At 62.9% G+C, this 22,697-nt stretch carries 16 protein-coding genes; 7 read left to right on the top strand and 9 right to left on the bottom strand.

Features of this window, described 5'->3' with window-relative positions; translation table 11 throughout:
* Window positions 1-28: 28 nt before the first annotated feature.
* Complete coding sequence (locus ACQY7R_RS18275) at window positions 29-1,603, bottom strand: YcjF family protein (protein ID WP_428307004.1); 1,575 nt, start codon at window positions 1,601-1,603, stop codon at window positions 29-31.
* A gap of 138 nt (window positions 1,604-1,741) precedes the next feature.
* Between ACQY7R_RS18275 and ACQY7R_RS18270 the strand changes: the two genes are divergently transcribed.
* Window positions 1,742-2,725 carry an NADPH:quinone reductase gene (locus ACQY7R_RS18270; protein ID WP_428307003.1) on the top strand — a complete coding sequence of 328 codons (984 nt, stop codon included), beginning with the start codon at window positions 1,742-1,744 and terminating at the stop codon, window positions 2,723-2,725.
* A 97-nt stretch (window positions 2,726-2,822) separates the two neighbouring features.
* Here the strand turns inward: ACQY7R_RS18270 and ACQY7R_RS18265 are convergent, their stop codons facing one another.
* From ACQY7R_RS18265 to ACQY7R_RS18250, 4 genes are all read right to left on the bottom strand, one after another.
* On the bottom strand, window positions 2,823-5,108 hold the full coding sequence (locus ACQY7R_RS18265; protein ID WP_428307002.1) for a hypothetical protein: 2,286 nt from the start codon (window positions 5,106-5,108) through the stop codon (window positions 2,823-2,825).
* A gap of 255 nt (window positions 5,109-5,363) precedes the next feature.
* Window positions 5,364-7,496, bottom strand: a complete 2,133-nt coding sequence (locus tag ACQY7R_RS18260; protein ID WP_428307001.1) for a BatA domain-containing protein — start codon at window positions 7,494-7,496, stop codon at window positions 5,364-5,366.
* A 275-nt stretch (window positions 7,497-7,771) separates the two neighbouring features.
* The gene (locus ACQY7R_RS18255; protein WP_428307000.1) at window positions 7,772-8,668 is read right to left on the bottom strand and encodes a DUF58 domain-containing protein; all 897 of its coding nucleotides are present in this window, start codon (window positions 8,666-8,668) and stop codon (window positions 7,772-7,774) included.
* 6 nt (window positions 8,669-8,674) lie between these two features.
* Window positions 8,675-9,664, bottom strand: coding sequence for an AAA family ATPase (locus ACQY7R_RS18250; protein ID WP_428308907.1), 990 nt, complete (start codon window positions 9,662-9,664; stop codon window positions 8,675-8,677).
* Between the two features lie 343 nt (window positions 9,665-10,007).
* On the opposite strand from ACQY7R_RS18250, the gene ACQY7R_RS18245 reads away from it, so the two are divergent.
* Both ACQY7R_RS18245 and ACQY7R_RS18240 read left to right on the top strand, forming a co-directional pair.
* Window positions 10,008-12,374 carry a DUF4159 domain-containing protein gene (locus ACQY7R_RS18245; protein WP_428306999.1) on the top strand — a complete coding sequence of 789 codons (2,367 nt, stop codon included), beginning with the start codon at window positions 10,008-10,010 and terminating at the stop codon, window positions 12,372-12,374.
* Window positions 12,375-12,656: 282 nt separating this feature from the next.
* The gene (locus ACQY7R_RS18240) at window positions 12,657-15,818 is read left to right on the top strand and encodes a hypothetical protein (RefSeq protein ID WP_428306998.1); all 3,162 of its coding nucleotides are present in this window, start codon (window positions 12,657-12,659) and stop codon (window positions 15,816-15,818) included.
* A gap of 199 nt (window positions 15,819-16,017) precedes the next feature.
* Here ACQY7R_RS18240 and ACQY7R_RS18235 read toward each other — a convergent pair whose 3' ends face one another.
* Complete coding sequence (locus ACQY7R_RS18235) at window positions 16,018-16,338, bottom strand: P-II family nitrogen regulator (protein ID WP_428306997.1); 321 nt, start codon at window positions 16,336-16,338, stop codon at window positions 16,018-16,020.
* Window positions 16,339-16,426: 88 nt separating this feature from the next.
* Window positions 16,427-16,816 (bottom strand): ferredoxin, encoded by a 390-nt coding sequence (locus ACQY7R_RS18230; RefSeq protein ID WP_428306996.1) that lies wholly within the window; start codon window positions 16,814-16,816, stop codon window positions 16,427-16,429.
* A 254-nt stretch (window positions 16,817-17,070) separates the two neighbouring features.
* Between ACQY7R_RS18230 and ACQY7R_RS18225 the strand changes: the two genes are divergently transcribed.
* The 4 genes from ACQY7R_RS18225 (at window position 17,071) to ACQY7R_RS18210 (ending at window position 19,323) form a co-directional block, all read left to right on the top strand.
* The gene (locus ACQY7R_RS18225) at window positions 17,071-17,331 is read left to right on the top strand and encodes a hypothetical protein (protein ID WP_152101372.1); all 261 of its coding nucleotides are present in this window, start codon (window positions 17,071-17,073) and stop codon (window positions 17,329-17,331) included.
* Between the two features lie 101 nt (window positions 17,332-17,432).
* On the top strand, window positions 17,433-18,227 hold the full coding sequence (locus tag ACQY7R_RS18220; RefSeq protein WP_428306995.1) for a thymidylate synthase: 795 nt from the start codon (window positions 17,433-17,435) through the stop codon (window positions 18,225-18,227).
* Window positions 18,224-18,718, top strand: a complete 495-nt coding sequence (locus ACQY7R_RS18215; RefSeq protein WP_428306994.1) for a dihydrofolate reductase — start codon at window positions 18,224-18,226, stop codon at window positions 18,716-18,718. The genes ACQY7R_RS18220 and ACQY7R_RS18215 overlap by 4 nt, the downstream gene beginning before the upstream one ends.
* Complete coding sequence (locus tag ACQY7R_RS18210; RefSeq protein ID WP_428306993.1) at window positions 18,718-19,323, top strand: DNA-3-methyladenine glycosylase I; 606 nt, start codon at window positions 18,718-18,720, stop codon at window positions 19,321-19,323. The genes ACQY7R_RS18215 and ACQY7R_RS18210 overlap by 1 nt, the downstream gene beginning before the upstream one ends.
* 97 nt (window positions 19,324-19,420) lie before the next feature.
* Here ACQY7R_RS18210 and epmA read toward each other — a convergent pair whose 3' ends face one another.
* Together epmA and ACQY7R_RS18200 are read right to left on the bottom strand one after the other, a co-directional pair.
* Complete coding sequence (gene epmA / locus ACQY7R_RS18205; RefSeq protein ID WP_428306992.1) at window positions 19,421-20,386, bottom strand: EF-P lysine aminoacylase EpmA; 966 nt, start codon at window positions 20,384-20,386, stop codon at window positions 19,421-19,423.
* Complete coding sequence (locus ACQY7R_RS18200; RefSeq protein WP_428306991.1) at window positions 20,383-22,476, bottom strand: M48 family metallopeptidase; 2,094 nt, start codon at window positions 22,474-22,476, stop codon at window positions 20,383-20,385. The genes epmA and ACQY7R_RS18200 overlap by 4 nt, the downstream gene beginning before the upstream one ends.
* Window positions 22,477-22,697: the final 221 nt, after the last annotated feature.

Here is a 22,697-nt window from a genome sequence, read left to right as displayed (position 1 = left end):
TCAACTTCTTTCGTAGCTTCTTGGCGGTTCAATCTTCTTTGTCATCGGTTGAACTAGCAAGGTTGAGTTGCTCGCGGCCGAGCGAGATCAGCCGCCGCAGCGAATCGGGGCGCGTCAGCAGTTTCCACTCGCTGCGGGCGACCTCGGCCAAGCCGCCGGGGGGCGGTTGCATTTCGTTTTGCAGGTACTTCACGAAGACGTTGCCGACCCAACGGGTAACAAGCGCCTGCACCAGTCCCTGCAGTAGGCCGCCGGCGATTGTGCCGACGCCGGGGACCGTTTTCAGTAGCGAGGCGATCATCGTTCCCGCGACCGGCGCCGCGGCGGTGGCGCCGACCATCGCGAGCAAGTTCTTTGAAAGCTGGGCGAGGATCTTTACTGCCATGTCGGCGTCGAGCGGTTGCTTGTAGACCCTCGCTAGGTCAAGCACCATCTTCAGCGTGATCGCCGTCGAGCCGGCGATGTCCAGCAGCGGCAACGGGTTGATCCCCGCGGCCCCGCCGGCGGCCCACATGTAGCGGTTGATGATCTGGTCGGCCCGTTCGTCGAGATGCTTGCGGACTTGCTCCTTCGCATCGTCGACGAGCCCGCGTGATTGCAGCAGTAGGTTGGCCAGCAGCAAGTCGGAGCCGTCGCGCTTTACCACTTCGAGCATCCGTCGCGCGAGAGGCCGCACGTCGGGGGGCGTTTCGACAAAGTCGCGTTCCTCGCGGCCGTCGGCCAGCACGCGGACGCGGGGCCGCTCGCCAATGCCGGCCTGCACCGCCACCACGTCGGCAGCGTCGATCGACGGCAACTGCTCGGCGATTTGCGAGACGAGCTCCTGTTCTTGCCGTTTGTCGTACCAATCGATTTTGTTGAGGCAGACGAGCACCCGCTTCTCCATCTCGCGGAGCGTCTCGACGAGTTCGACCTCGTACGACTTCAGCGGCCCGTCGACCACCAGCAGCACGAGGTCGGCATGCTGGGCCGAGGCGGCGGCGATCGCGGCGCGACTTTCGCCGCGGACCTCGGCCAGGCCGGGCGTGTCGACGAGCACCACGCGATCGGCGCCCGGCCAAGGGACTTCGCAACGGGCCATCGTCGTGCCGCCGATGACGTTCGACGAGAAGATATCGCGCCCGGCGAGGGCGTTCATTAGCGTCGACTTGCCGCTGCTGATCGTGCCGAAGGCGACGATCTCGAGCCGCTCCTTCGATTGCTTTTCTTGGAGGGCGAGGAGTTGGCGCTTCAGCTCTTCGCGTAGTTCTTCTGAGGCGATTTCGTCGTCAACGAGTTCATGGCTGTGGGCGAGGTTGTCTGCGAACTCCGAACGACGTTGGCCGGCGGAGAGTTCGCTGGGATTCGCGAGCCGCTGCGAACGTCGCTGTCGTTTGGCGCGCGAGTTCTTCCAGATGCGGTAGAAGAAGTAGGCCGACGTGCCGCCGAGGACGAGCACCCCCGCCGCCACCGCGGCGAGGTAGGCGTAACCGAGCCACGGATGTCGCTCGGCGATCTTCTCGTAGCCCTCGACCAGATCGGGCACCCACGCGACGAGCGCATAGCCGAGCGCGGCTGCGTAGAGCAGCAGCAGGAAGCCAAGATTGCGCGGTCGCCAGTTCATGGGTTCACAAGTATAGGTCAACGGCCGCATTGTAGCAGGCGGGCGGATTGTGCCTGCTGTAGGCCGCGTTGCCTGCTGGTCGGTAGGGCCGCTATTCTGTCATTCGCTGACGAAACTTGTCCCTTGGATCGCTCCGCCATGAAAGCCGCCTACATCCACCAGACCGGCCCCGCCGAGAACATCGTCGTCGGCGAACTCCCCGATCCGACGCCCACCGGCAGCCAAGTGCTCGTTCGCGTCGGCGCGGCGAGCGTCAACCCGATCGATACCTACATCCGCAGCGGCCTGGCGGCGATGCCGAACATGCCGTTTCCGTTCGTCATCGGCAGCGATCTGGCGGGCGTTGTCGCGGCGGTCGGGCCCGACGCGAAACGGTTCAAAGTGGGCGACCGCGTGTGGGGCGCCAATCAGGGGAAGCTCGGCCGGCAGGGGACGTTCTCCCAGGTGGCGGCGGTCGACGAGCAATGGCTCTACGTCACGCCCGCGCATGTGAGCGACGAACAGGCCGCGGCGCTCGCGCTCGTTGGCATTACCTCGCACCTCGGCTTGGTGGAGCACGCCCAGCTGCAACCGGGCGAGACTGTGCTCGTGAACGGCGGCAGTGGCGGCGTCGGTTCGACGGTTATTCAGATGGCCCGCGCGATTGGCGCCACGGTGATCGCCACCACCAGCGGCGCTGAGAAGATGGAGTACTGCCGCACGCTCGGCGCCAACCATGTGTTCGACTACCGTCACGACGACGTGCCAAAGCACGTCGCCGAGCTGACTGGCGGCGTCGACGTGTGGTGGGAGACCTCGCGGATGCCGAACTTCGATGCAATTTTCGCTTCGATGAAGCTGCTCGGCCGCGTTATCCTTATCGCCGGGCGTGCGTCACGCGTCGAATTCCCCGTCGGCGCTTTCTACACGAAGTGCCTCAGCCTGCACGGCTTTGCGATGTTCATGGCGTCGGCGGAAGTGCAACGGCAAGCGGCGGAGCAGATCAGCGAGTGGCTCGAAGCGGGCAAGCTGCATGCGAAGATCGATCGCGTGGGGACGCTCGACGACGCGGCGGAGTTTCACCGACTGCAGGAAGCGAGCGACAACGGAGCGATTCGCGGCAAGCTGGTCGTGAAGATGTGATTTCAGCCCCTGGCTTCGCCAGGGGGTCGGTCGCCATTCCGGTACGCTTCGTCCTGAGTAGTGCCACCCGCCCCGGCGGAGCCGAGGGCTTAACTCGTTACACCAATCCCCACCGCTTCCGCAAAAACCACTCCGCCGAAAGCAGCCCGACGAACGAGACCAGCACCGGCCAGCTGTCCCACAGAGTGAGCGTTTCGACAATCTCCTCTTCAAACTCATCGGCCCGCTCTTTCAGTTTTTCGAGCAGGTCGGGGAGTTCCTCGGGGGCGAGCCCGGTGCCGCCGGCGTCGGCGGTAATGCGGGCGAGCGACGCCAACAGCAGCGGCTCGGCGGCGGGTTGGTCGAGTTCGACGTCCTGGTCCGAGATCGTGAATCGCGCGGCCGCGTTGCCGACGGTTTCGCCCTGGTCGCGAGCGGCGACGACGATGCGGTAGTCGCCCGGCTTTTCGGTGGCCGTGAAGTTGCCGATGGCGCCGCCGTTGCGCGAGGTCGTCCGCACCGTTTCGCTTGTGCCGTCGGGCTTCTCGACTTGCACGTTGAAGTCGGCGCCGTCGAGCACGCCCCCTTGGGCATCCTCGGCGCCGACTTTGAACTCGACGCGGCTTCCTTGTTGGAACCGCCGTTGGTCGAGCCGCACCCACACCCGCTCGCCGCCGGTGTCGTCCTTCTTAGCGAGCCACAGCACGAGTTGCCGCCAGAAGCGACGGTGGACTTCGCCGAAGCCTTCCATTTGCCAATGCCAAGTCGAGTCGACGGCGAGCGCGGCCGAGCGACCGTCGCCGTACGGCGAGACGATCAGCAGCGGCGAGCGGCTGCCGTCGTTCCCTTCGGCGATGACGCTGGCGATCGTCTTCTTGTTGATGCGGTCAAGCTTGTTGGCGCCGTCGAGCGCCGGCAACTCGCGCCAAATCGCTTCGTTCTGCTGCAGGTCGCCGTCGCGCATGCGGAGGATTGGATGGATCTCGCCGCCGAGCGGGACCGGCAGCATCTTGATCGGTCCGGGGACATGGACGTCTTTGCGCGGCGGTTCGCCGAAGCTTTGCCGCTCGGTGCGGCTCATCTCGATCGGCAGTACGTCTTGCAGCGGCGTGCTCGCGAAGCCGCCGGGGCCGAAGCTGTGAAACCCGCCGAGCATGGCGAGGCCCGTCCCTTGCTCGACTTGCTTGGCCATTTCGCTCCAACTGCGGGCGCTGAGGCCGTTGGCGTCGACGTCGCCGAGCAAGATGACGTCGTACTTCTCTTCGCGGAGTTGGTCGCGAATGTCGAGTTCGTTCGGCTGGTATTTGATCGCCTCGTAATCGACGTGCATGTCGGGGTTCGAGGCGAGGGCGGAGCGCACGAAGCGAGGCTCGATGCCCGGCATGCCGCCGACGCGGCCGGCGCCGGCGAGGTAGAGGATGCGGACGCCACCCTTGAGCACCGTGATGAACGTGCTTTGCTGGTTGTTCGTGGTGATCAGCTCCCCTTCGGGCGATTCGACCTGCAGCGTTACCTTGTATTCGCCAGGCGCCTTGGGCGTGTAGCTGAGCCGCACGGGGTAACGCGTTTTGCCCGGTTCGATGCGAATCGTTTGGGCGTCGACCGGCTCCTGCTTGCCGTCGGCGTTTTCCCAAAGGAGCTGCACCTTCACCTGCTGGTTCTTGTAGCCGGCGGCGGTGACGACGCCTTCGACGGTCGTCGGCGTTTCGGCGAAGACCGCGTCGCTTGCGAGCATATCGCTAAGTCGCAGGTCGTTCGATTCACCGAGCGAGGGTTGGCCGAACGCGAGCGTGTAGAGCGGGATGCCGTCGCCGGCGAGTTGCCGGGCAGCGGTTTGCGGGGGCATGTCGCGCGGGGCGAACGCCCGTTGGGCGCCGTCGCTCAGCAGCACCACGGCGACGATCCGCTGCTGAGCTTCGCGAGCGAGGATGTCTTCGATCGCGGCGCCGATTGCGGTTTGCTGGCCGGTTGGTTCCGCGGGGAGGTCGAACTTGCCCGCGGCGAATTTCAGCGGCTCGCTATCGCGGCCGAAGCCGTAGGCGTGCACGGCCCACGATTCGGCAAGCTCCGCAAACTCGCTGGCGGAGTCGGTGAGCGCCGTTCGCATCGCCTCAAAGCGTGTCTTGCCTCCGGTTGCGTCGGCGACGGTCATGCTCCGCGATAGGTCGGGCAGAACGATCAGCGTGCCGGGGAGCTTGCGGGTGGTGCGCGTTTCGAGCGCCGGCCGCAGCATTGCGAGCAGCAGCAAGATGAGCGTCAGCAACCGCAGCCCCGTGAGTGTCATCCGCCGTTGCAGTGATTGCTTTCGCTGCGAGGGCCCGATCGCCAGCAACGGCGCAAGCGCCAGCGCCGCGGCCATCACAAGCCACCAGCTGCCAACGGGATCGAAGCTCCAACCGGTCATTTCTTAAATGCTAAACCGCCAAGGAAATGCGGGGAGATTTGCCACGAAACACACGAAGCACGCAAAAACAAACAACGCCAGGACGATGTACACCGCGGATAGACGCTAATGATCGCTAATGGAATTCATAAATTAACATTTATTAGCGATCATTAGCGTTTATCAGCGGTGCCAGATTCTCCATCTCACTTTCAGTGTGCTTCGTGTGTTTCGTGGTAAAAATCTTCTCTTCATGCGCTCGGCGTCCTTGGCGGTTCAATCTTTATCTTTACCTTCGCCATAAAACCGATTTGCCAACAAATGTTCCGTTCCCCAAATGACCGCCACGAGGCAGATCGCCCAAGGAAATAGTTCGCGGCCGGAGCGGCCGACGTCGACGTATTCTTCCACCATCTCCAGGTTCTCGGCGAGGCGGAAGCGATCTTTCGGCAACGCGGCTGTCAGTTTCTCAGGATCGAACCGATCTAGATCGCTTAGCTTGCCGCGCGCGTTGACGCTAAAGCCGCGGTCGAGGCGTTGTGATTTGCCGCCGGCGGTGAGCCGATAGTTGCCGAGTTCGTCGGTGACGCTGATCGCAACCTCTTCGCCGCCGGTGGCGGCGACGCGCGAGCCTGCCTGGCCGTCGGGGAGCCGCAGCACGTAGCTGCCGACTTGTTGCTGTTGCGTCAGATGGATGCGTGCGGTTTCGCCCGCCATGTAGTCGAGTCGCTCGTCACCTTCTTGCGAGAGATAGCCGACCAGCTGGTCGACGATGCCAATGAAGGGCCACGGTTCCGACGGCAACACGTTCCAGGCGTCGCGGCCAACGGGATCGAGCGGGTCGGAGAAGGGCGTCGTCGAGACGAGCACGCGGCCACGGCCGGCGGGGCGTTCGATGAACGCTGGTTTGTCGTTGGCGAATCCCGCAATCACATAAGACTCGGGACCAAGCTTGTCGAATGCCCAGTAGCTAAATACGCGGCAGATTTGCCAGGGAAGCTCTTCTCCTGTGTTGCGCAATCCAGCGAGAGCAGGATGATCCAAGCGGCGGGGACGTAAATAGGTGTCGCCGTGCGAGACTCGCTTCAGCTTTCCCGGCAGCAGCCGTTGTGCTGCTTCGCCGTTAAACGAATCGAGGTGGTCAATCGCGTTGTGCCCGAGGAAGATCCCCACGCCGCCGCCAGCGGAGGCGAAGTCCCACAACTGCCCCCAGATCTCGTTCGATTGCGCGCCGGGATCGAGCAGTACCACGGAATTAAATCCTTCGAGCGGCGTCTTCGCCAAGTCGGCGAACGTCGCCACCGTCACGTCGAAGCGACTCGCACCCCCCAGCGAGCCGCTAAGGGCGTACTCCACGAACATCGCTTCGTTTTTTTGCTCGGCGACGATTAGCGTCTTCGCCGGGGGCCGCACCTCGACGGTGAAGTAACGCTCGTTGTCGAACATCAGTGGATCGCTTGCCGTGAGTACGATTGATCCTTGGTGCGTTCCCAGCGGCAACTCCGGGATTTCAAACACCATCCGGCCGCGGCCTTGCTCGTCGAACTCTACGAACCGCTCGGCTCGCTTTTGCGGCTTGCCATCGGCGCCTTGGAGCATGAACTCCACGAGCGGCGGCGAGCCTTTGAGGTTGCTCGTCACGTCGGTCTCGATGTGGAGCGCTTCGCCCGGCCGCAGCACGCTGTGTCGTAGTTGAGGTTCGCCGAGCGAGGCGTTTTTTGGCTCGGCGACGCCGCAATCAACGACGTAGATCCGCACGTCTGGCGCCTTGGCGAGCGCGTCGTTGATTTCCTTGACCCCGTCGTCGTTCCAGGCGCCTTGCGAGAGGTCGGTGAAGACGAACACTTCCTGCCGACGGTCTTCTTGCTCGGCGGCGAGTTGAATCGACTCCAGCACGGCGTCGACGAGCGGCTTCGCTTCCGCGGTCGGCCGCAGGTTTTGCAATCGCGACGCGGCAGCGGTGAGATCGGGAGCGTAGCCGTGCGCGGCGCGGCCGAGATCGGTGACGGCGACGATCGCATCTTCGGGAAGTTTTTCAACGAGCTCGAGCGCGAATTGCGTCGCCTTGTCGAGCCGCGACTCGTTTTGATGGATATATTCCATCCGCAGCGAGTTGTCGACGACAAGATTCACCGCGAGCGGGGCGCTATCCTTGCCGCGCAAGCCCGAGCCTTGCAGCGTCGGTCGCGCGAGGGCGGCGGCAATCCCCGCGATCAGCAGGCAGCGGAGCGCCAGCAACAGCCAATGCCGCAGCTTCATCCGCCGCCGATTCGAATCGCGCCGCTGCTTGACGAATCGCAACGCCGGAAAGGTCATCTCGCGAGGCTTTTGCCGCATAACGAGATGGAGCGCCACCGGAATCGCGACGAGCGCGATGCCTCCTAACAGCAGTGGCGTGAGGAAACCCATGTTGAATTACTTTGGCCGCGAAGATTCGCAGGCGACGCGAAGAGAAAGCTCTCGCAGAGGCGCAGAGACGCAGAGGAGAGGACGGACAGCGATGACGTAACGACGAGGAGGCATTGGTTCGATTGGCATTTGCTATTTATTGTCCATGAGCTGTTGAGAGGGATCTCATGTTCGTAGTTCGCGTTCCTTACACCCCTCTGCGTCTCTGCGCCTCTGCGAGAGATCCTTCTTCGCAAATTTTTTTGGCGTCACTTACGACTCTTCGCGGCTAAAAATCACCCCATATGCCGTCGGCTTAACAAATACTCCATCAGCGCCTTGTCGAACGGCATGCCGGTGTGGAGCGGTAGGTAATCGATGCGGCTTTTCGCGCACTCGCGTTTGTACGTTTCGCGGAACTCGCCGATCGCCTTCAGGTAGTCTTTCCGAAAGCCGTCGGCGTCGACTTGAATCCGCTCGTGCGTTTCGGGGTCGCGGAGTTCGACCAGCCCGTCAAACGGAAAATCGACCTCGGCTTGGTCGAGGACATGAAACACGATCACTTCATGCCCGCCATGTTTCAGGCGCCGCATTGCCGCGAGGACTGGTTCGGGATCGACGAGCAGATCGCTAAAGATCATCACCAGGCTGCTATGCCGCAGCATCGCCGCGAGTTGGATGAGGCTGGTGGCGATGTCGGTCTTCGCCCGCGGCTTGAGGCGGGCGAGATGCGACAGCACGTTGCCGATCTGCTGCCGTTTCGACTTCGGCGGCAATACGTCGATGATTTTCTCGCCGAAGGTCACCAGACCGACTGGGTCTTGCTGGTGGACCATCAAGTAGCAGAGCGCCGCGGCGATGCAGGTGGCGTATTCGAACTTCGACAGCTCCTTCTGGTAGCGGTACGCCATCGAGCCGCTGAGATCCATCGCCAGGTAGCCGGTGATGTTCGTCTCGGCTTCGAATTTCTTGACGTAATACTTGTCGGTCTTCGCGTAGACGAGCCAGTCGATGTCTTGCGGGTTGTCGCCCTGCGTGTACTTGCGATGCTCGCTGAACTCGACCGAGAAGCCATGAAACGGACTGGCATGCAGGCCTTGCATGAAGCCTTTCACGATGAACTGCGCGCGCAGGTCGAGCCGCGAGATCTGGCGGATCACTTCCGGCTTCAGATACTTTTCAACGGCGGCCACTTCTCGCTAGCTCCCGTACTTCGGAATTTCCGGCGTGGGGATTTCCTTCAGTAGCTTCGCGATCACGTCTTCGTTCGTGACGCCTTCGGCCTGCGCCTGAAAGTTCGTGCTCACGCGATGCCGCAGCACTGGCACGGCCACCTTCTGGATATCCTCCACTGCCACTGCAAATCGCCCGTCCATCGCCGCGAGCGCCTTGCCGCCGTAGATGAGGAACTGCCCAGCACGCGGGCCGGCGCCCCAGTCGACCCACTCGCGAACGAACTTCGGCGCCTTCTCGTCTTTCGGCCGCGTCGCTCGGACGAGCGCGGCGACGTACTTAATGATGTACTCGCTCACGGCGACCGAACCGACGAGCTTTTGCAGGTTGAGAATCGCGCGCGACGAAAGGATCTTCCGCACCTCGGGCTTCTCTTGCCGCGTGGTCGACGTGAGGATCTGCTCCTCTTCGCTCGCGGTGGGATAGCCGACCTTGATGTTGAACATGAAGCGGTCGAGCTGCGCTTCCGGCAGCGGGTAGGTTCCTTCTTGCTCGATCGGGTTCTGCGTGGCGATCACGAAGAAGGGCTCCGGCAGCGTGTAGGTTGTTTGGCCGACCGTCACTTCGCGTTCTTGCATCGCTTGCAGCAACGCGGCTTGCGTCTTCGGCGGCGTGCGGTTGATTTCGTCCGCCAGCAAGATGTTCGAGAAGACCGGGCCCTCGACGAACCGGAAGCTCCGCCGGCCATGCTCATCTTCATCGAGGACGTTCGTGCCAGTGATGTCGGAAGGCATCAGGTCGGGAGTGAACTGGATGCGTTTGAACCCCAGATCGAGAATCCGCGCGAGCGTGCTCACCATGAGCGTCTTCGCCAGGCCGGGCACGCCTTCGAGCAAGCAGTGGCCGCGGGTGAAGATCGCGGCGAAGATTTGCTCGATGACTTCGTCTTGGCCGACGATCACCTTCTGCAACTCTTGCTGCATGATGCCGCGATGCTGGCGAAACTCTTGGAGGATGTCCCCCAGGTTGCGTGATGGTTGCGTCGTCGACAACGGTCGAGCCCTTTAAGCGGTAAGTGAGTATCTATCGATTGAGGTCGGCGGAACGCGCTCAATGACAAAATGACGAAATCCGAATGACGAATGAAATGCGAAACTCGCTTGCGTCCTTCATTCGTCATTCGGATTTCGTCATTCGCTCATTCCCAGTCTATAGCTCCCCCAGAAGAGGGACAATTCAACGCTCCAGTTTCCATCTTACGCATCCGCTCATTGTTTACGCAGTCGCCGCAACCTACGATGTGAGCTAGGCGATCTTGCCGCGAAAGTAGGTCGCCGGGCCGCATGGAAGGAGTCTCTGATGCGCTGTCGATCGCTCTTCATCTCGGCATTGGCCGCCGTCGTCGCGCTAGCGCCAATGCTTCGAGTATCGGCACAACAGCCCTCGCTCACCGCCGAGCAAGTCCGCCAGTCGATTACCCAGGGGGTCGACTACCTGCTGAATGAACAGTCGGGGCAGGGGACTTGGGATGATATGGTTGAATATCCGGGCGGCGTCACCGCGCTTTGCACGCTGGCGCTGCTGACGGCCGGCGTCGAGCCGAGCCACCCGAAGATTCAAAAGTCGCTCGCCTACCTTCGCACGTTGCAGCCGGAAAAGACTTACACCGTCGCCTTGCAGACGATGGCCTTATGCGAGGGAGAACCGACCAAGGACCTGGCCCTTATTCAGAAGAACGCACTCTGGCTGTCGCGGGTTCAGATTACCCAAGGTCCCAGAACCGGCAGTTGGTCGTACCCCCTCGGCCCGGGGGTCGGCGGCGACAATAGCAACTCGCAGTTTGCCGTGCTGGCCCTGCACGAGGCCGAACGCGTCGGCGCCAAGGTCGACCCTGCCGTCTGGAAGCTGGCGGCCACCTACTGGAAAGAGTGCCAGAACCCCGACGGCTCGTGGGGCTACCAGCCCGAAAACATGCCCGGCTCAGGCAGCATGACCTGCGCTGGCGTCGGCGCCTGGATCATTTGCTCCGGCAAAGTCTCGGCCGCCGCGGCCCAGGCCGACGCTAACGGCATCCAGTGTTGCCTGCCGCCTGATCAGAACGACGTGCTGGAGCGGGCGCTTGTCTGGCTAGGCCGCAACTTTTCCGTTCGCCGCAACCCAGGGCAACCTGGCGCGGCCAGTCAGTGGCAGTTCTACTATCTGTATGGCTTGGAGCGGGTGGGTAGACTTTCTGCTCGACGGTTCATCGGCGATCACGATTGGTACCGCGCCGGCGCCGAGTACCTCATCAGCCGCCAAGATCAATTCAATCACCAGTGGCTTGGCGAAGGACACTCTGAAGACAACCCGCATGTCGCCACGTCGCTCGCGCTGCTCTTCCTCTCGAAGGGCCGCCGACCGGTCCTCATGGCGAAAGTAAAACATGGGCCGGGCGAGGATTGGAATCGCCACCCCAGCGACGTCGCGAATCTCACCGCTTACGTCGAGCGCGAGTGGAACCTCAACCTCACTTGGCAGATTCTCGACCCACAGGCGGCGACCGTTGAAGACTTGCTTCAAGCGCCTGTGCTGTTCGTCAGCGGCAGCCAATCGCCGGAACTTGGCGGGCTCGAAACGAAGTTCCGCGACTACATTGATCGCGGCGGCTTCATCTTTGCCGAAGCTTGCTGCACCGACGGGAGCGGGTTCAAGGATGGGATGAAGAAGTTCCTCGACAAGATCTTTCCCGAAGGCGAATACAAGCTGCGACAAGCGGGTCCCGAGCATCCGATCTGGCGGATCGACCGGCTCGTGCGGCCCGACTCGCCGTACGTCGGTCGGTTGTGGACGATCGAGTACGGCTGCCGCACATGCGTCGTCTTCTCCGAGGTCGACCTTTCATGCTACTGGGAAGTCTTTGGTCGCGGCCGACTTGATAACATCCCGCAGCAGACGATGCTGCGGATCGAAGATGCCAACACGATCGGCCTCAACGTGATGGCTTACGCCACCAACCGCGAGCCGAAGGGGAAAGAAGAATCGTTTCTGGCAAGCGACTTGGCTGATCTCGACGCCAATGCGGATCGCGGCGTCATCCGCATCGCGAAACTTCTGCACGGCGGCGGCTGCAACGACGCCCCGGGGGCACTGGCGAATCTGTTGCGTTCCGCGTCGCAAGGCGAACTGAAGCTGCAGATCAGCCAGCAGCCGTTCGAGATCTCGGCCAGCGATCCGGCGTTGCCGCGGTTCCACATGGCGTTCATGCACGGGCGGCACGACTTCCGCTTCACGCCGGAAGAGCGGAAGTCGCTCCGCACCTACCTGGAGAACGGCGGCCTGCTGTTCGCCGACTCGATTTGTGCGAGCAAAGAGTTCACGGCCGCGTTCCGTCGTGAGATCGAGATCGTGCTCGAAGGCGCCAAGCTAGCACGCATCCCCGCCGACAATCCGCTCTTCACCGATGCGGCGGGCGGGTTCAACATTCAGCAGGTGAGCCGCCGCGAGCCGGCCGCCGCCCAGGCGGGGCAGCCGATCCGCTCGCGCGTGCAGAAGGTGCAGCCGGAACTCGATGGAATCGAACTCGACGGCCGGCTGGCGGTGATCTTCTCGCCGTACGACATCAGCTGCGCACTCGAACAGCACGAAGCGTTGCAGTGCCGCGGCTACACCCGCGAGGATGCCGCGAAGATCGCCCTCAATGTGTTGATGTATTCGCTGAGTCCCGAGGCGGGGATGAAGGCGCCGTAAGAGCAGCCCGCAAATTACGCGAACCAGCGCGAATGGAATCGAATAGGCCAGTTATCCATTCGCATTCATTCGCGTGATTCGCGGGCTGGCATTTTCCAGCGGAAATTGCGTTCCAGTTGCTTCCGCGGCCCGGTGCTGAGAGAATAGATCGGCTCGCCCCGCAGCGGCGAGCGGCCGAGGCAACGGTCCATTCTTTCGACCCACCAGTGCACTGAGTTTGTAGGCGGCCCAGGGTAGGGGGAGCGCTCGCTCCTCATCGCTATGCCAGGGCAAACATCCCCGATGCAGATCGACCGCCTACGGACCATGCTCGACGCCCCGGCTGAAGCCGAAGGTTGGCTGCGGCCGCTCGGCTTCGCCGACATCCGCACGGGGCACGACAATCTCACCCGCCTGGCCATGGCCGGGGTGCCGCTCGATTTGCTGGGAACGCTGTGCGAGCAGTTCGCTGCGGTGGCGCCAAAGCTCGCCGATCCTGACATGGCGCTCAATAACCTTGAGCGCTACCTGCTCGCCTCGCGCAGTCCGCTGGCCGCGGCCGCGCTCTTTGAACGCGATCGGCAGGCGCTCGCGCCGCTGCTGTTGTTGTTCAATGCAAGCCAGAATCTTTCGGACATGCTCTGCACCGATCCGGAGAGTTACGACCTCTTGCGGATGACCGGCGGCCGGGCCGTCGCTCGCGACATGCTGGTCGAGGAACTCGTCGCCGACGTCCGCGCGCTCAGTAGCGAAGACGAAGTGATGGCGGCGCTGCGGCGCTTCAAGCGGCGTGAAACGCTGCGCATCGCGTACGGCGATATCGTGAAGGGCCATTCCGTGGCCAAGGTGACGCGGCAGATCAGCTACGTCGCAGACGCCATCGTCGAGGCGGCCGTCGACTTCGCTACTCGCCAAGTGACGGAAAAACAATTCAAACGCAACGGCCGCAACCTTCGGCCGCCCCACTTCGTGGTGCTGGCGCTCGGCAAGCTTGGCGGCCGCGAGCTGAACTATTCGAGCGACATCGATTTGGTGATGCTCTATCAGGACGCCGAGGGAGTGAGCGGCACGCCCGACACCGACGGCGGCGAGTTCGCCCAACGGCTTGCTCGCGAGGTGATCAAACTCCTCACCGAGTCGACCGACCTGGGCTTCGCCTATCGCGTCGATATGCGGTTGCGTCCCGACGGCAGTCAGGGGCAGCTTTGCACCCGCATCGACCAGGCGCTCGCCTACTACGACACCCGCGGCCGCACGTGGGAGCGGCAGGCCTACGTGAAGGCCCGCGCGATTGCCGGCGACATCGAACTCGGGAAGACCTATCTCCACCACCTTCGGCCGTGGATCTACCGCCGCTATCTCAGCCTCGCCGACATCACCGGCATCAAGGGGCTGAAGCGGAAGATCGAGAAGCATGCCGAGGAAGCGGGCGTTGCCGAGCGGCACGTGAAGACCGGCCGCGGCGGCATTCGCGACATCGAATTCGTCATCCAGTTCTTGCAACTGCTCAACGGCGGCGCCATCCCGGCGCTGCGCACTGGCAACACGTTCGCCGCAATTGAACGGCTCGAGCAAGCAGGTTGCCTAACCCATCAGGAACGGACGATCCTGGAGGACAACTACAGCTTCCTCCGCAAGGTGGAGCATCGTCTGCAGATCATGTTCGACCTGCAGACGCATGAACTACCGGTCACCGACGTCGAAATTCACAAGCTCGCCCGCCGCCTCGGCTACCGCGCCGCTGGCGGCGTGACGGCGCTCGAAGCATTCAAGAAGGACTACGCCGACCGCACCGCGGTGAATCGCCGCATTCTCGATCACCTGCTGCACGACGCCTTCCCTGAAAGCGCGGAGACCGAGCCGGAGATTGACCTGGTCAACGACCCCGATCCGTCGCCCGAGACGATCGAGCGGGTGCTGGAACGTTACCAGTTCCGCGACGTCCACGCGGCGTACGACAATCTGATGTCGCTCGCCAGCGAGAGCATTCCGTTTCTCTCGACGCGGCGCTGCCGGTTGTTCCTCGCGTCGATCGCGCCGCGATTGCTCGCCGCCATCGCGCAGACGCCCGATCCCGACGCGACGCTCATCACGCTTAGCCGTGTGAGCGATTCGCTCGGCGGCAAGGCGGCGCTGTGGGAACTGTTCAGCAGCAATCGCCCGTCGCTCAACCTGTACGTCACCCTTTGCGCGGCGTGCCCGTACCTGGCGAGCATCCTCACCAGTAACCCGGGCATGATCGACGAGCTGATGGACAGCCTCATCGTGGAGAGGCTTCCCGATTTGGCGCGGCTGAAGGCGTCGCTCGCCGAGCTGACTCGCGGGGCGGAAGATCTTGAGCCGATTCTGCTTAGTTTCAAGCATGCCCAGCATTTGCGGGTCGGCGTGCGCGACATCGTCGGCAAAGACGATGTGCAAGACACGCACGCCGCGCTCTCCGACGTCGCCGAGGCTTGCTTGCAAGAAATCGCCGCCGCCGAAACGGTGAAGCTGATCGACAAGCTCGGTCAACCGACGATCGGTCAGCTGAGCGGGATCGAGAACGCCGAGGGCGAGTTTCCTGCGTGGTCGCCGCGGCCGGAGCAAGTCGGTCAGCCGAGCGAACTCGTCGTCCTGGCGCTCGGCAAGCTCGGCGGCCGCGAGCCGAACTATCACAGCGATCTCGACCTCGTCTTTTTGTACGACGGCGAAGGCTCGACGATCCCCGGCCGTCGCGGCGCCTCGACGAGCAATAGCCACTTTTTCAGCGAGCTGGGGCAGCGGATCATCAAAGCCGCGACGCAGTTCGGCCCGCATGGCCGGCTCTACGAAGTCGATCCGCGACTGCGGCCGACGGGCCGGAGCGGCGCCCTGGCGATGCCGCTGTCGTCGTTCGTCCGTTACTTCCGTGAGGGAGAGGGGCAGCTGTGGGAACGGCTTGCCCTCTGCAAATCGCGGGTCATCGTCGGCTCGCCGGAAGCGGCCCAGCGGGCGATGAGTGCGGTGACCGACTCGATCTACTGTCGCCCCTGGCGTTCGCAAGACGCCCAAGAGATCAAAGAGATGCGACAACGGCTCCGCGAGTCGGCTTCGTCGCAGAATCTCAAACGCGCCGCCGGCGGTACGATGGACGCCGAGTTCATCGTGCAGATGCTGCAATTAAAGCACGGCCTCGATTTACCGCAGATTCGCGTGCCGGGGACGATCGCTGCCCTTGAGGCGTTGCAAGCGGCCGGCGTGCTCGGCAAAGACGACGCCCGCTCGCTGGCAGCGAGCTACCGCTTCCAACGGAGCGTCGAGGCCCGCATCCGGCTGATGGATTCGGCCGGCCGGCACGAGTTCCCCGACGAACCGCGGGAACTAGAAAAGCTGGCGTTCCTACTTGGCTATGCCGACGTCGATCGGCTGGTGCAGGAAGTCGACCAAACCTGGCGTGATACTCGCGAGCGGTTTGAGCGAGTCTTCAGCGAAGCGGCGGCTGAGTAGCCGCGAAGAGGGGCACGAGACGCGAAAAAAGTAGAAGAAGTCTCTCGCAGAGGCGCGGAGACGCAGAGGGATGTAAGGCGATGCCTCGCCTGAACCGCCTGCCCACGAATTGCTATCGAGTGGTTGAGCAAAGGCGAACCGATAGTTTTACCTATCTTCGCCTTTTCTACTCTGCGTCTCGTGCGCCTCTTCGCGGCCACTATTTCCCGCCCAGCACCGCTTCGTAAGACTGAGCCGACAGCACGAAGATCTTGCCGTCGCCCATCCTGCCGGTGCGGGCTGCTTCGACCATCTTGCGGATCACTTCCTCCGCACGCATGTCGTCGACCCACGCGGTGATCTCGACCTTCGGCAGGAACGCTTCGGCGTATTCGCTGTCCGCGTACTCGTCGAGATAGCTTTTCTGTCGGCCGACGCCCTTCACCTCGCGCACGTGGACCGCCTCAAGCGGCGCCCGACGCAGACCCTCAAGGATCCGCTCGGCGAGGAAGGGTTTGACGATGGCGACGACTTGTTTCATGGGAGCGGTCAGCTTTCAGCGGTCAGCAATCAGCCCAGGCAACTGCGACGAACGCCCTTTATTCTAATCGACCGCCGTCGGCCACGGGCTAGCTGAAAAAGTTCTCGCCAAACAGGTCGATCTCGGGCCCGGTTTGCACCTCGACGTCGCCGTTCACTTCAGTGTAGCAGGCGAGCCGCATCGTTTGCTCGTTGCCGACGTAGGCGAGGGCCGCCATCGGATCGGGAAGCGGCACCCGGAACTTGAACTTTTCCATGCTCCCCATCGGGGTGGTATTTTCCATCCCCTTGGTAATCAGCACCCGGCACATGCCGCATTGGCCGAGGCCGTGGCAATTGACGTACTGATTGATCGTGGCGCCGAAGCCGTTAATTCCCTGGTAAAGATTGATGCCAGCTTCGATGGCGGACTTCCGCAGGTTGGCCCCGCGAGGAACTTCAATTTCCTTTTTTTCCTTAATGAACTTGATAATCGGCATGGCCTGCTGATTCCTGTAAGCTGCATCAGGAGGGAAGAGAGGGGCGGTAGCCGCGAGGCCCCGCCGAGCGATACCATACTGTAACGCGCCCCCCGCGGCCACGAAAGTAGAGCCCCGCGGCGCGCCGATGGAGCAAAAACGCCCGCCGCCCCGTGGCCCGCTAAGCTGCCAGCGGCGGAACCCTGCAAAGATCGACCACACCGCACACCCCATTTAGCCGCGAGCCGTCAGGCCGCGCCAGGAGCACCAGCTCGATGGACCGCCAATATTCAAAGTTCCAGCAAAAGGCGATTCAGAACTTCTACGACAACCGCGAGTCGATCTCGCTGCAGCGACTCGGCGAACTGGTGACCGACCTCTACCTCGCTGAGGGGAAGGGCCGCGCGACCAAGTGGAAGCAAATCGCCACCGCCCTGGAACGCGCCGGCGTGCCGAAGACCGAGATCGACCATCTGCTGAAGAAGGACGACGTGACGCTCTTGGCGAAGAAAGTCACTGAACTGACGGGCAAATGACGAATGCCGAAGCACGAATGACGAATGAAGAAAGCGGTTGGTCGAGAGTCTGATGCGACTCCCCCATTCGTCATTCGGATTTCGTCATTCGTCATTCACTTATGAAGCAATATCTAGAGTTACTCGACCACGTCCTGCAGCACGGCGTTCACAAGAGCGACCGCACCGGTACCGGCACGCGCAGCGTCTTCGGCTACCAAATGCGGTTTGATCTGGCCGCGGGCTTTCCGCTCGTCACGACGAAGAAGGTCCACGTTCGTTCGATCGTCCATGAGCTGCTCTGGTTCCTTCGCGGCGAGACGAACATCGAGTATCTCACGCAGAATGGCGTGAGCATCTGGAACGAATGGGCCGACGCCGACGGCGAGCTTGGTCCTGTCTACGGCAAGCAGTGGCGCAGCTGGGCGATTCCCGACGGCGGCTCGATCGACCAGATGAGCGACGTGGTCGAGCAGATCAAGAAGAACCCCGACTCGCGGCGGCTGATCGTCAGCGCCTGGAACGTCGCCGACGTGTCGCGGATGGCGCTGCCGCCGTGCCACTTGCTGTTCCAGTTCTACGTCGCCGAGGGGCGGCTTTCGTGCCAGCTCTACCAGCGGAGCGCGGACATCTTCCTCGGCGTGCCGTTCAACATCGCCTCCTACGCGCTGCTGACGATGATGGTCGCCCAAGCGACCGGCCTGCAGTCGGGCGACTTCGTCCACACGCTCGGCGACGCCCACCTCTACGACAACCATCTGGAGCAAGCGCGGCTGCAACTGTCGCGCGAGCCGCGCCCGCTGCCGACGATGCGGCTCAACCCGGCGGTGAAGGATTTGTTCGCGTTCAAGTGCGAGGACTTTGAACTCGACGCGTACGATCCGCACCCGCACATCAAGGCCCCGGTGGCGGTATGATCGTCTCGCTGATCGTCGCCGCGGCGGAGAACGACGTCATCGGCCGGCAGAACGATCTGCCGTGGCGGCTCTCGGCCGACCTGCAGCGGTTCAAGAAGCTGACGATGGGCCACGCCGTCGTCATGGGGCGGAAGACGTACGAATCGATCGGCCGGCCGCTGCCGGGCCGGCGGATGATCGTCGTCACGCGGCAGGCGGACTATCAGGCCGAAGGCGTCGAGGTGGTCGGCAGTATGGAGGTCGCGGTCGAGCTGGCGGCTAGTTCCGGCGAAACGGAGCTGTTCATCATCGGCGGGGCGGAAATCTTCGCCCACTTCCTGCCGCGGGCCGAGCGGCTATACTGGACGCGCGTTCATACCAGCGTCGACGGCGACGTACGCTTCCCGGCGTTCGATCGCGACGCGTGGCGGCTCGTCGAATCGGTTCGCCACGAGGCCGACGCGAAGAACGAGCATCCGTATAGCTTCGAACTCTACGAACGAGTCCCCTGATGCCTGTCGCCAAGAAGGAAGTCGTCCGCTGCCACTGGGCCGTGGGCGGCAACGAGCTCTACCACCAGTATCACGACGAAGAGTGGGGCGTCCCCGTCTACGACGATCGGAAGCAGTTCGAGTTCCTCACGCTCGAAAGCGCCCAGGCGGGGCTGAGCTGGTCGACGATTCTCAACAAACGCGAAGGCTATCGCCGGGCGTTCGCCGATTTTGATCCAGTGCAGGTTGCCCGCTTCACCGAGAAGCGAATGGAAAAGATTCTCACCGATCCCGGCATCGTGCGGAATCGACTGAAGGTGAAGGCCGCGGTCACTAACGCCCAACGATTCCTCGAAGTGCAGGAAGAGTTCGACGGCTTCGCACGCTACCTGTGGCAGTTCGTTGATGGCCGACCGATTCAGAATCGTTGGGAAGCCCACAAGCAAGTCCCGGCCACGTCGCCCGAGTCCGACGCAGCGAGCAAGGATCTGAAGAAGCGCGGCTTCAAGTTCGTCGGCAGCACGATCATCTACGCCCACATGCAGGCCACGGGCTTGGTGAACGACCACCTCGCCAGCTGCTTCCGCTACCATCAGTGCGCGAAGCTGGCGAAGAAGAAGTTTTAGCCGCGAGGAGTCGCAAGAGACGCAAAAAAAGGAATAGAAGATTGGAGACGGGTGTGTTACTCGTCCCTTTCTTTGCGTCTTCTGTGCCTTTTCGCGGCTACCAACCAAACGCCATCACATCGTCGATGGTAGTCGCCCCGCAGGCCAGCATCGCAAGTCGATCGAACCCTAGCGCACAACCACTGCACGCTGGCAGTCCCGGATCGGTCATCGCTGCGAGCAGTCGCTCCGGCAGCGGCAGGGCAGGGCGACCATCGGCAGAACGTTGGCGGTTCACTTCTTCCAACCGCGTCCGCAGCGCCGCGGCGTCGGTCAGTTCGTGGTAGCCGTTCGCCAGTTCGATGCCGCGCCAGTAAAGTTCGAACCGTTCGCCAACGAGCGTGCCGTCCGCGCGGGTTGCCGTTACCGCGAGTGCCGATTGCGTGGCCGGGTAGTCGTACAGAATCTCCGGCCGATCGGCGCCTAGCCGCGGCTCGACCACGTCGGCCAGCAGCAGGTTCAGCCACTCATCGCGGTCGTCAGCGTGAATCCCCTCAGGCACGGCGACGTTCAAACGCTTTGCAGCCGTGGCTAATTCCTCGCACGTGGCGTGATGGGCGTCGACTCCTGCGTGCGTACGAAACGCCTCGGCATACGTTGTGTGCCGCGCCGCTGCTGAACCCGCAACCGTCTGGCACAACTCGTCGAGCAACTGCATTCCTGCCACCATGTCGTCGCCGGTGCGGTACCACTCAACCATCGTGAACTCAGGATTGTGAATCGCTCCGCGCTCGCCGTAGCGGAACGACCGCGTCGCCTGAAAGATCGCCGGCAGCCCCTCGCAGAGGAGCCGCTTCATGTGGAGCTCGGGCGATGCTTGCAGAAAGCCGAAGGCCAGTTTGTGCGATGCATCGCCCACGCCAAACGGCTCAATATGCAGCTCCGGAATAATCTCCGCATCAATAACAGGGGTCTCAACCTCAAGAAACCCGCGCTCCACGAAGAACCCGCGCAGCCGCGCGAGCATCGCTGCCCGTTGCCGCAGCCGCTCATGCCGCAACTGGAAGTCACGCGCCTCGCTCATGACGCCACGCTATCGTGAGCAAACGTCGCCGGCCCGCCCGGTAGCAGCGGCGGCATCGGGCAGTCGAGCATGTCGCAGACGCCGCGGAGGAGTTCGGCCTCGGCTACTGTTACTTCGCGGTCGGCACAGATTACCGCGGCGCAGGCTGCGACCAGCGGTCGCCGCTTTTTGTCGGCGACGCGCGAGAGGTCGTCGAGCGCCTTGCTCAGTTGGTCGAGGCCGCACTCCTCCGGCGTCAGTAGTTTGACGGCGAGGCCCGGCAGCTTCTCGGCCCCGCGGGCGAGCGCCTTGGGCGCCTCGTCGACGCGATTGTCGGCATACGCCAGCGTCGACAGCAGTACCGAACATTGCGGCCCCATCTTTTGCAGGCCGTAGTAAGCGATTCGCGGCGCCGCCGTCTTTTCGAACTGCGGCGTCAGATGCCGCAGCAGCACGCGATAGAGCGTCCACTCGAACAGCCCCAACCGATTGTCGGCGGCGACGAGCTCCTTGAAGCAGGTGAGGAACTCTTTGTATTGCGACCCCGACATCGCTCGCAGCGAGGGCAATGCCATGTCGACCAGCGGCAACCGCGCTCGCACGTCGAGCAAGTCGATATACGGGAGGAGCTTGTTCGTGAGATCAACGATGTCAGGAGTGGCTAGTTCGCGAAGTCGCTTGAGCTGCTTCGACCGAATCTCGCGATCTTTATCCGCGAGCAAACCGAACACAACGGCCCGCGCGCCGTAGGTTTCGTGAACAGAATCGCGCACCAGCGGCGGCAATGAGCTAACGAGCGCGGCAGCGTACTTGCGATGGGCCTCCTGCGGATCGCCGACTTGGTCGGCCGCCTTCGCCACAACGGCGAGCGGCACTACCTCGGCAGGGGCGCCGCCCGGAACGATTGCCGGTGCGTCGGTAGCAGCGGCCGCGGTGGCGAGGGCCGCCGCAGCACCCGCAATACCGCCGGCCGCGAGGCCAGGTACAGGAATCGCCCCCGTGCGCGGCGCGGGATTGTTGAATGTTTTCGGCGTCACCGGCGGCATCTCGAACGAGCCGTCCCACTGCGGTTCAAGTCGCTTGATTCGCGCCGGCAGCGGCGGATGCGTCGCGGTGAGCGACGTGAGTCCTTCCCACACGCCTTGGGCGAAGAAGAGGTGACTCGCCTCGCTCGCGTTCGCCGCTTGCAGCTTGGAGCCGGTGACCGCGCTGCCGATCCGCTTCAGCGCGCCCGCGAGTCCGGTTGGATTGCGAGTGAACTGCACTGCCGAGGCGTCGGCCAAGTATTCGCGTTGTCGCGAAAGCGCTGCCTTGATGATGTTACCCATCAGCGTGCCGAGAAAGCCGAGCGCCATCACAGCGAGGCCAATCAGCAAGAAGTAAATCGCGGCATTCCCCTTGTTGTCCCGGCTGCTGCGCGAGCCCCCCGAGTTGGCCGCCATGCGGAACACAATCCGCCCGATCAATCCCAGCAGCAGGATGCCGTGCAGCACGCCGATCAGGCGGATGTTGAGCCGCATATCGCCGTTGAGGATGTGGCTGAACTCGTGCGCCACGACTCCCTGCAGTTCGTCACGAGAGAGATGCTCGGCCGTGCCGCGGGTCACGGCGACGACGGCGTCGCTCGGCGAGTAGCCGGCAGCGAATGCGTTAATGGCTGGCTCTCTGTCCAGCAGAAACACCGGCGGCACCGGCACGCCCGAGGCCAGCGCCATTTCTTCGACGACGTTGAGCAGCCGACGTTCGACGGCGTCGGTGGTGTCGCTGTGAATGCGGCGGCCTTGCAAGCTCTCGGCCACGACGTGACCGCCGCCCGAAAGCTGCGCCACTTTGAACAAGCTGCCGCCGACAATCAGCAGCAACGCCGCGCCGCCGGTTCCCAACGGAATCGCTACCTCTTCAGCCGATTGGTCGAGAGGATTATCAAAGCCTTCGGGCCACTCAGGGCCATTGGCAACCATCTCTCTGGCGGGATTCATCGCCTGCGTCACGAACCACGTCACGACCATCGTCGCGCCGACGATACCGATCACTCCCAGCACGAACAAAATCACCAGCCACTTCGTGCTGCGGCGAGCCTGATCTTGCCGTTCGAAGAAATCGGTGGCCATGAGCGGACGGAGGTGTTTAGGTGAGTCGGTGCTTGGGTGAGTAAGTGATCATGGCGGCGCTACGCGTTGGAGCGAATTCAGCAGTGCGACGTTCAGGCTCCAGAGAATGAGTTTTGAGGTCCCCTCCCCTTGATGGGGAGGGTTAGGGAGGGGTGACTGGAGCTGGTACCAGCGACCTACCCCCTCCCCAGCCCTCCCCACAAGGGGGAGGGAGCCAGAGC

The sequence above is a fragment of the Lacipirellula sp. genome (assembly GCF_965279485.1).
In the GTDB taxonomy this organism is placed as follows: Bacteria; Planctomycetota; Planctomycetia; order Pirellulales; family Lacipirellulaceae; genus Lacipirellula.
The sequence above is the reverse complement of the archived record's forward strand: the minus strand, read 5'-3'. Positions and strand labels throughout refer to the sequence as shown.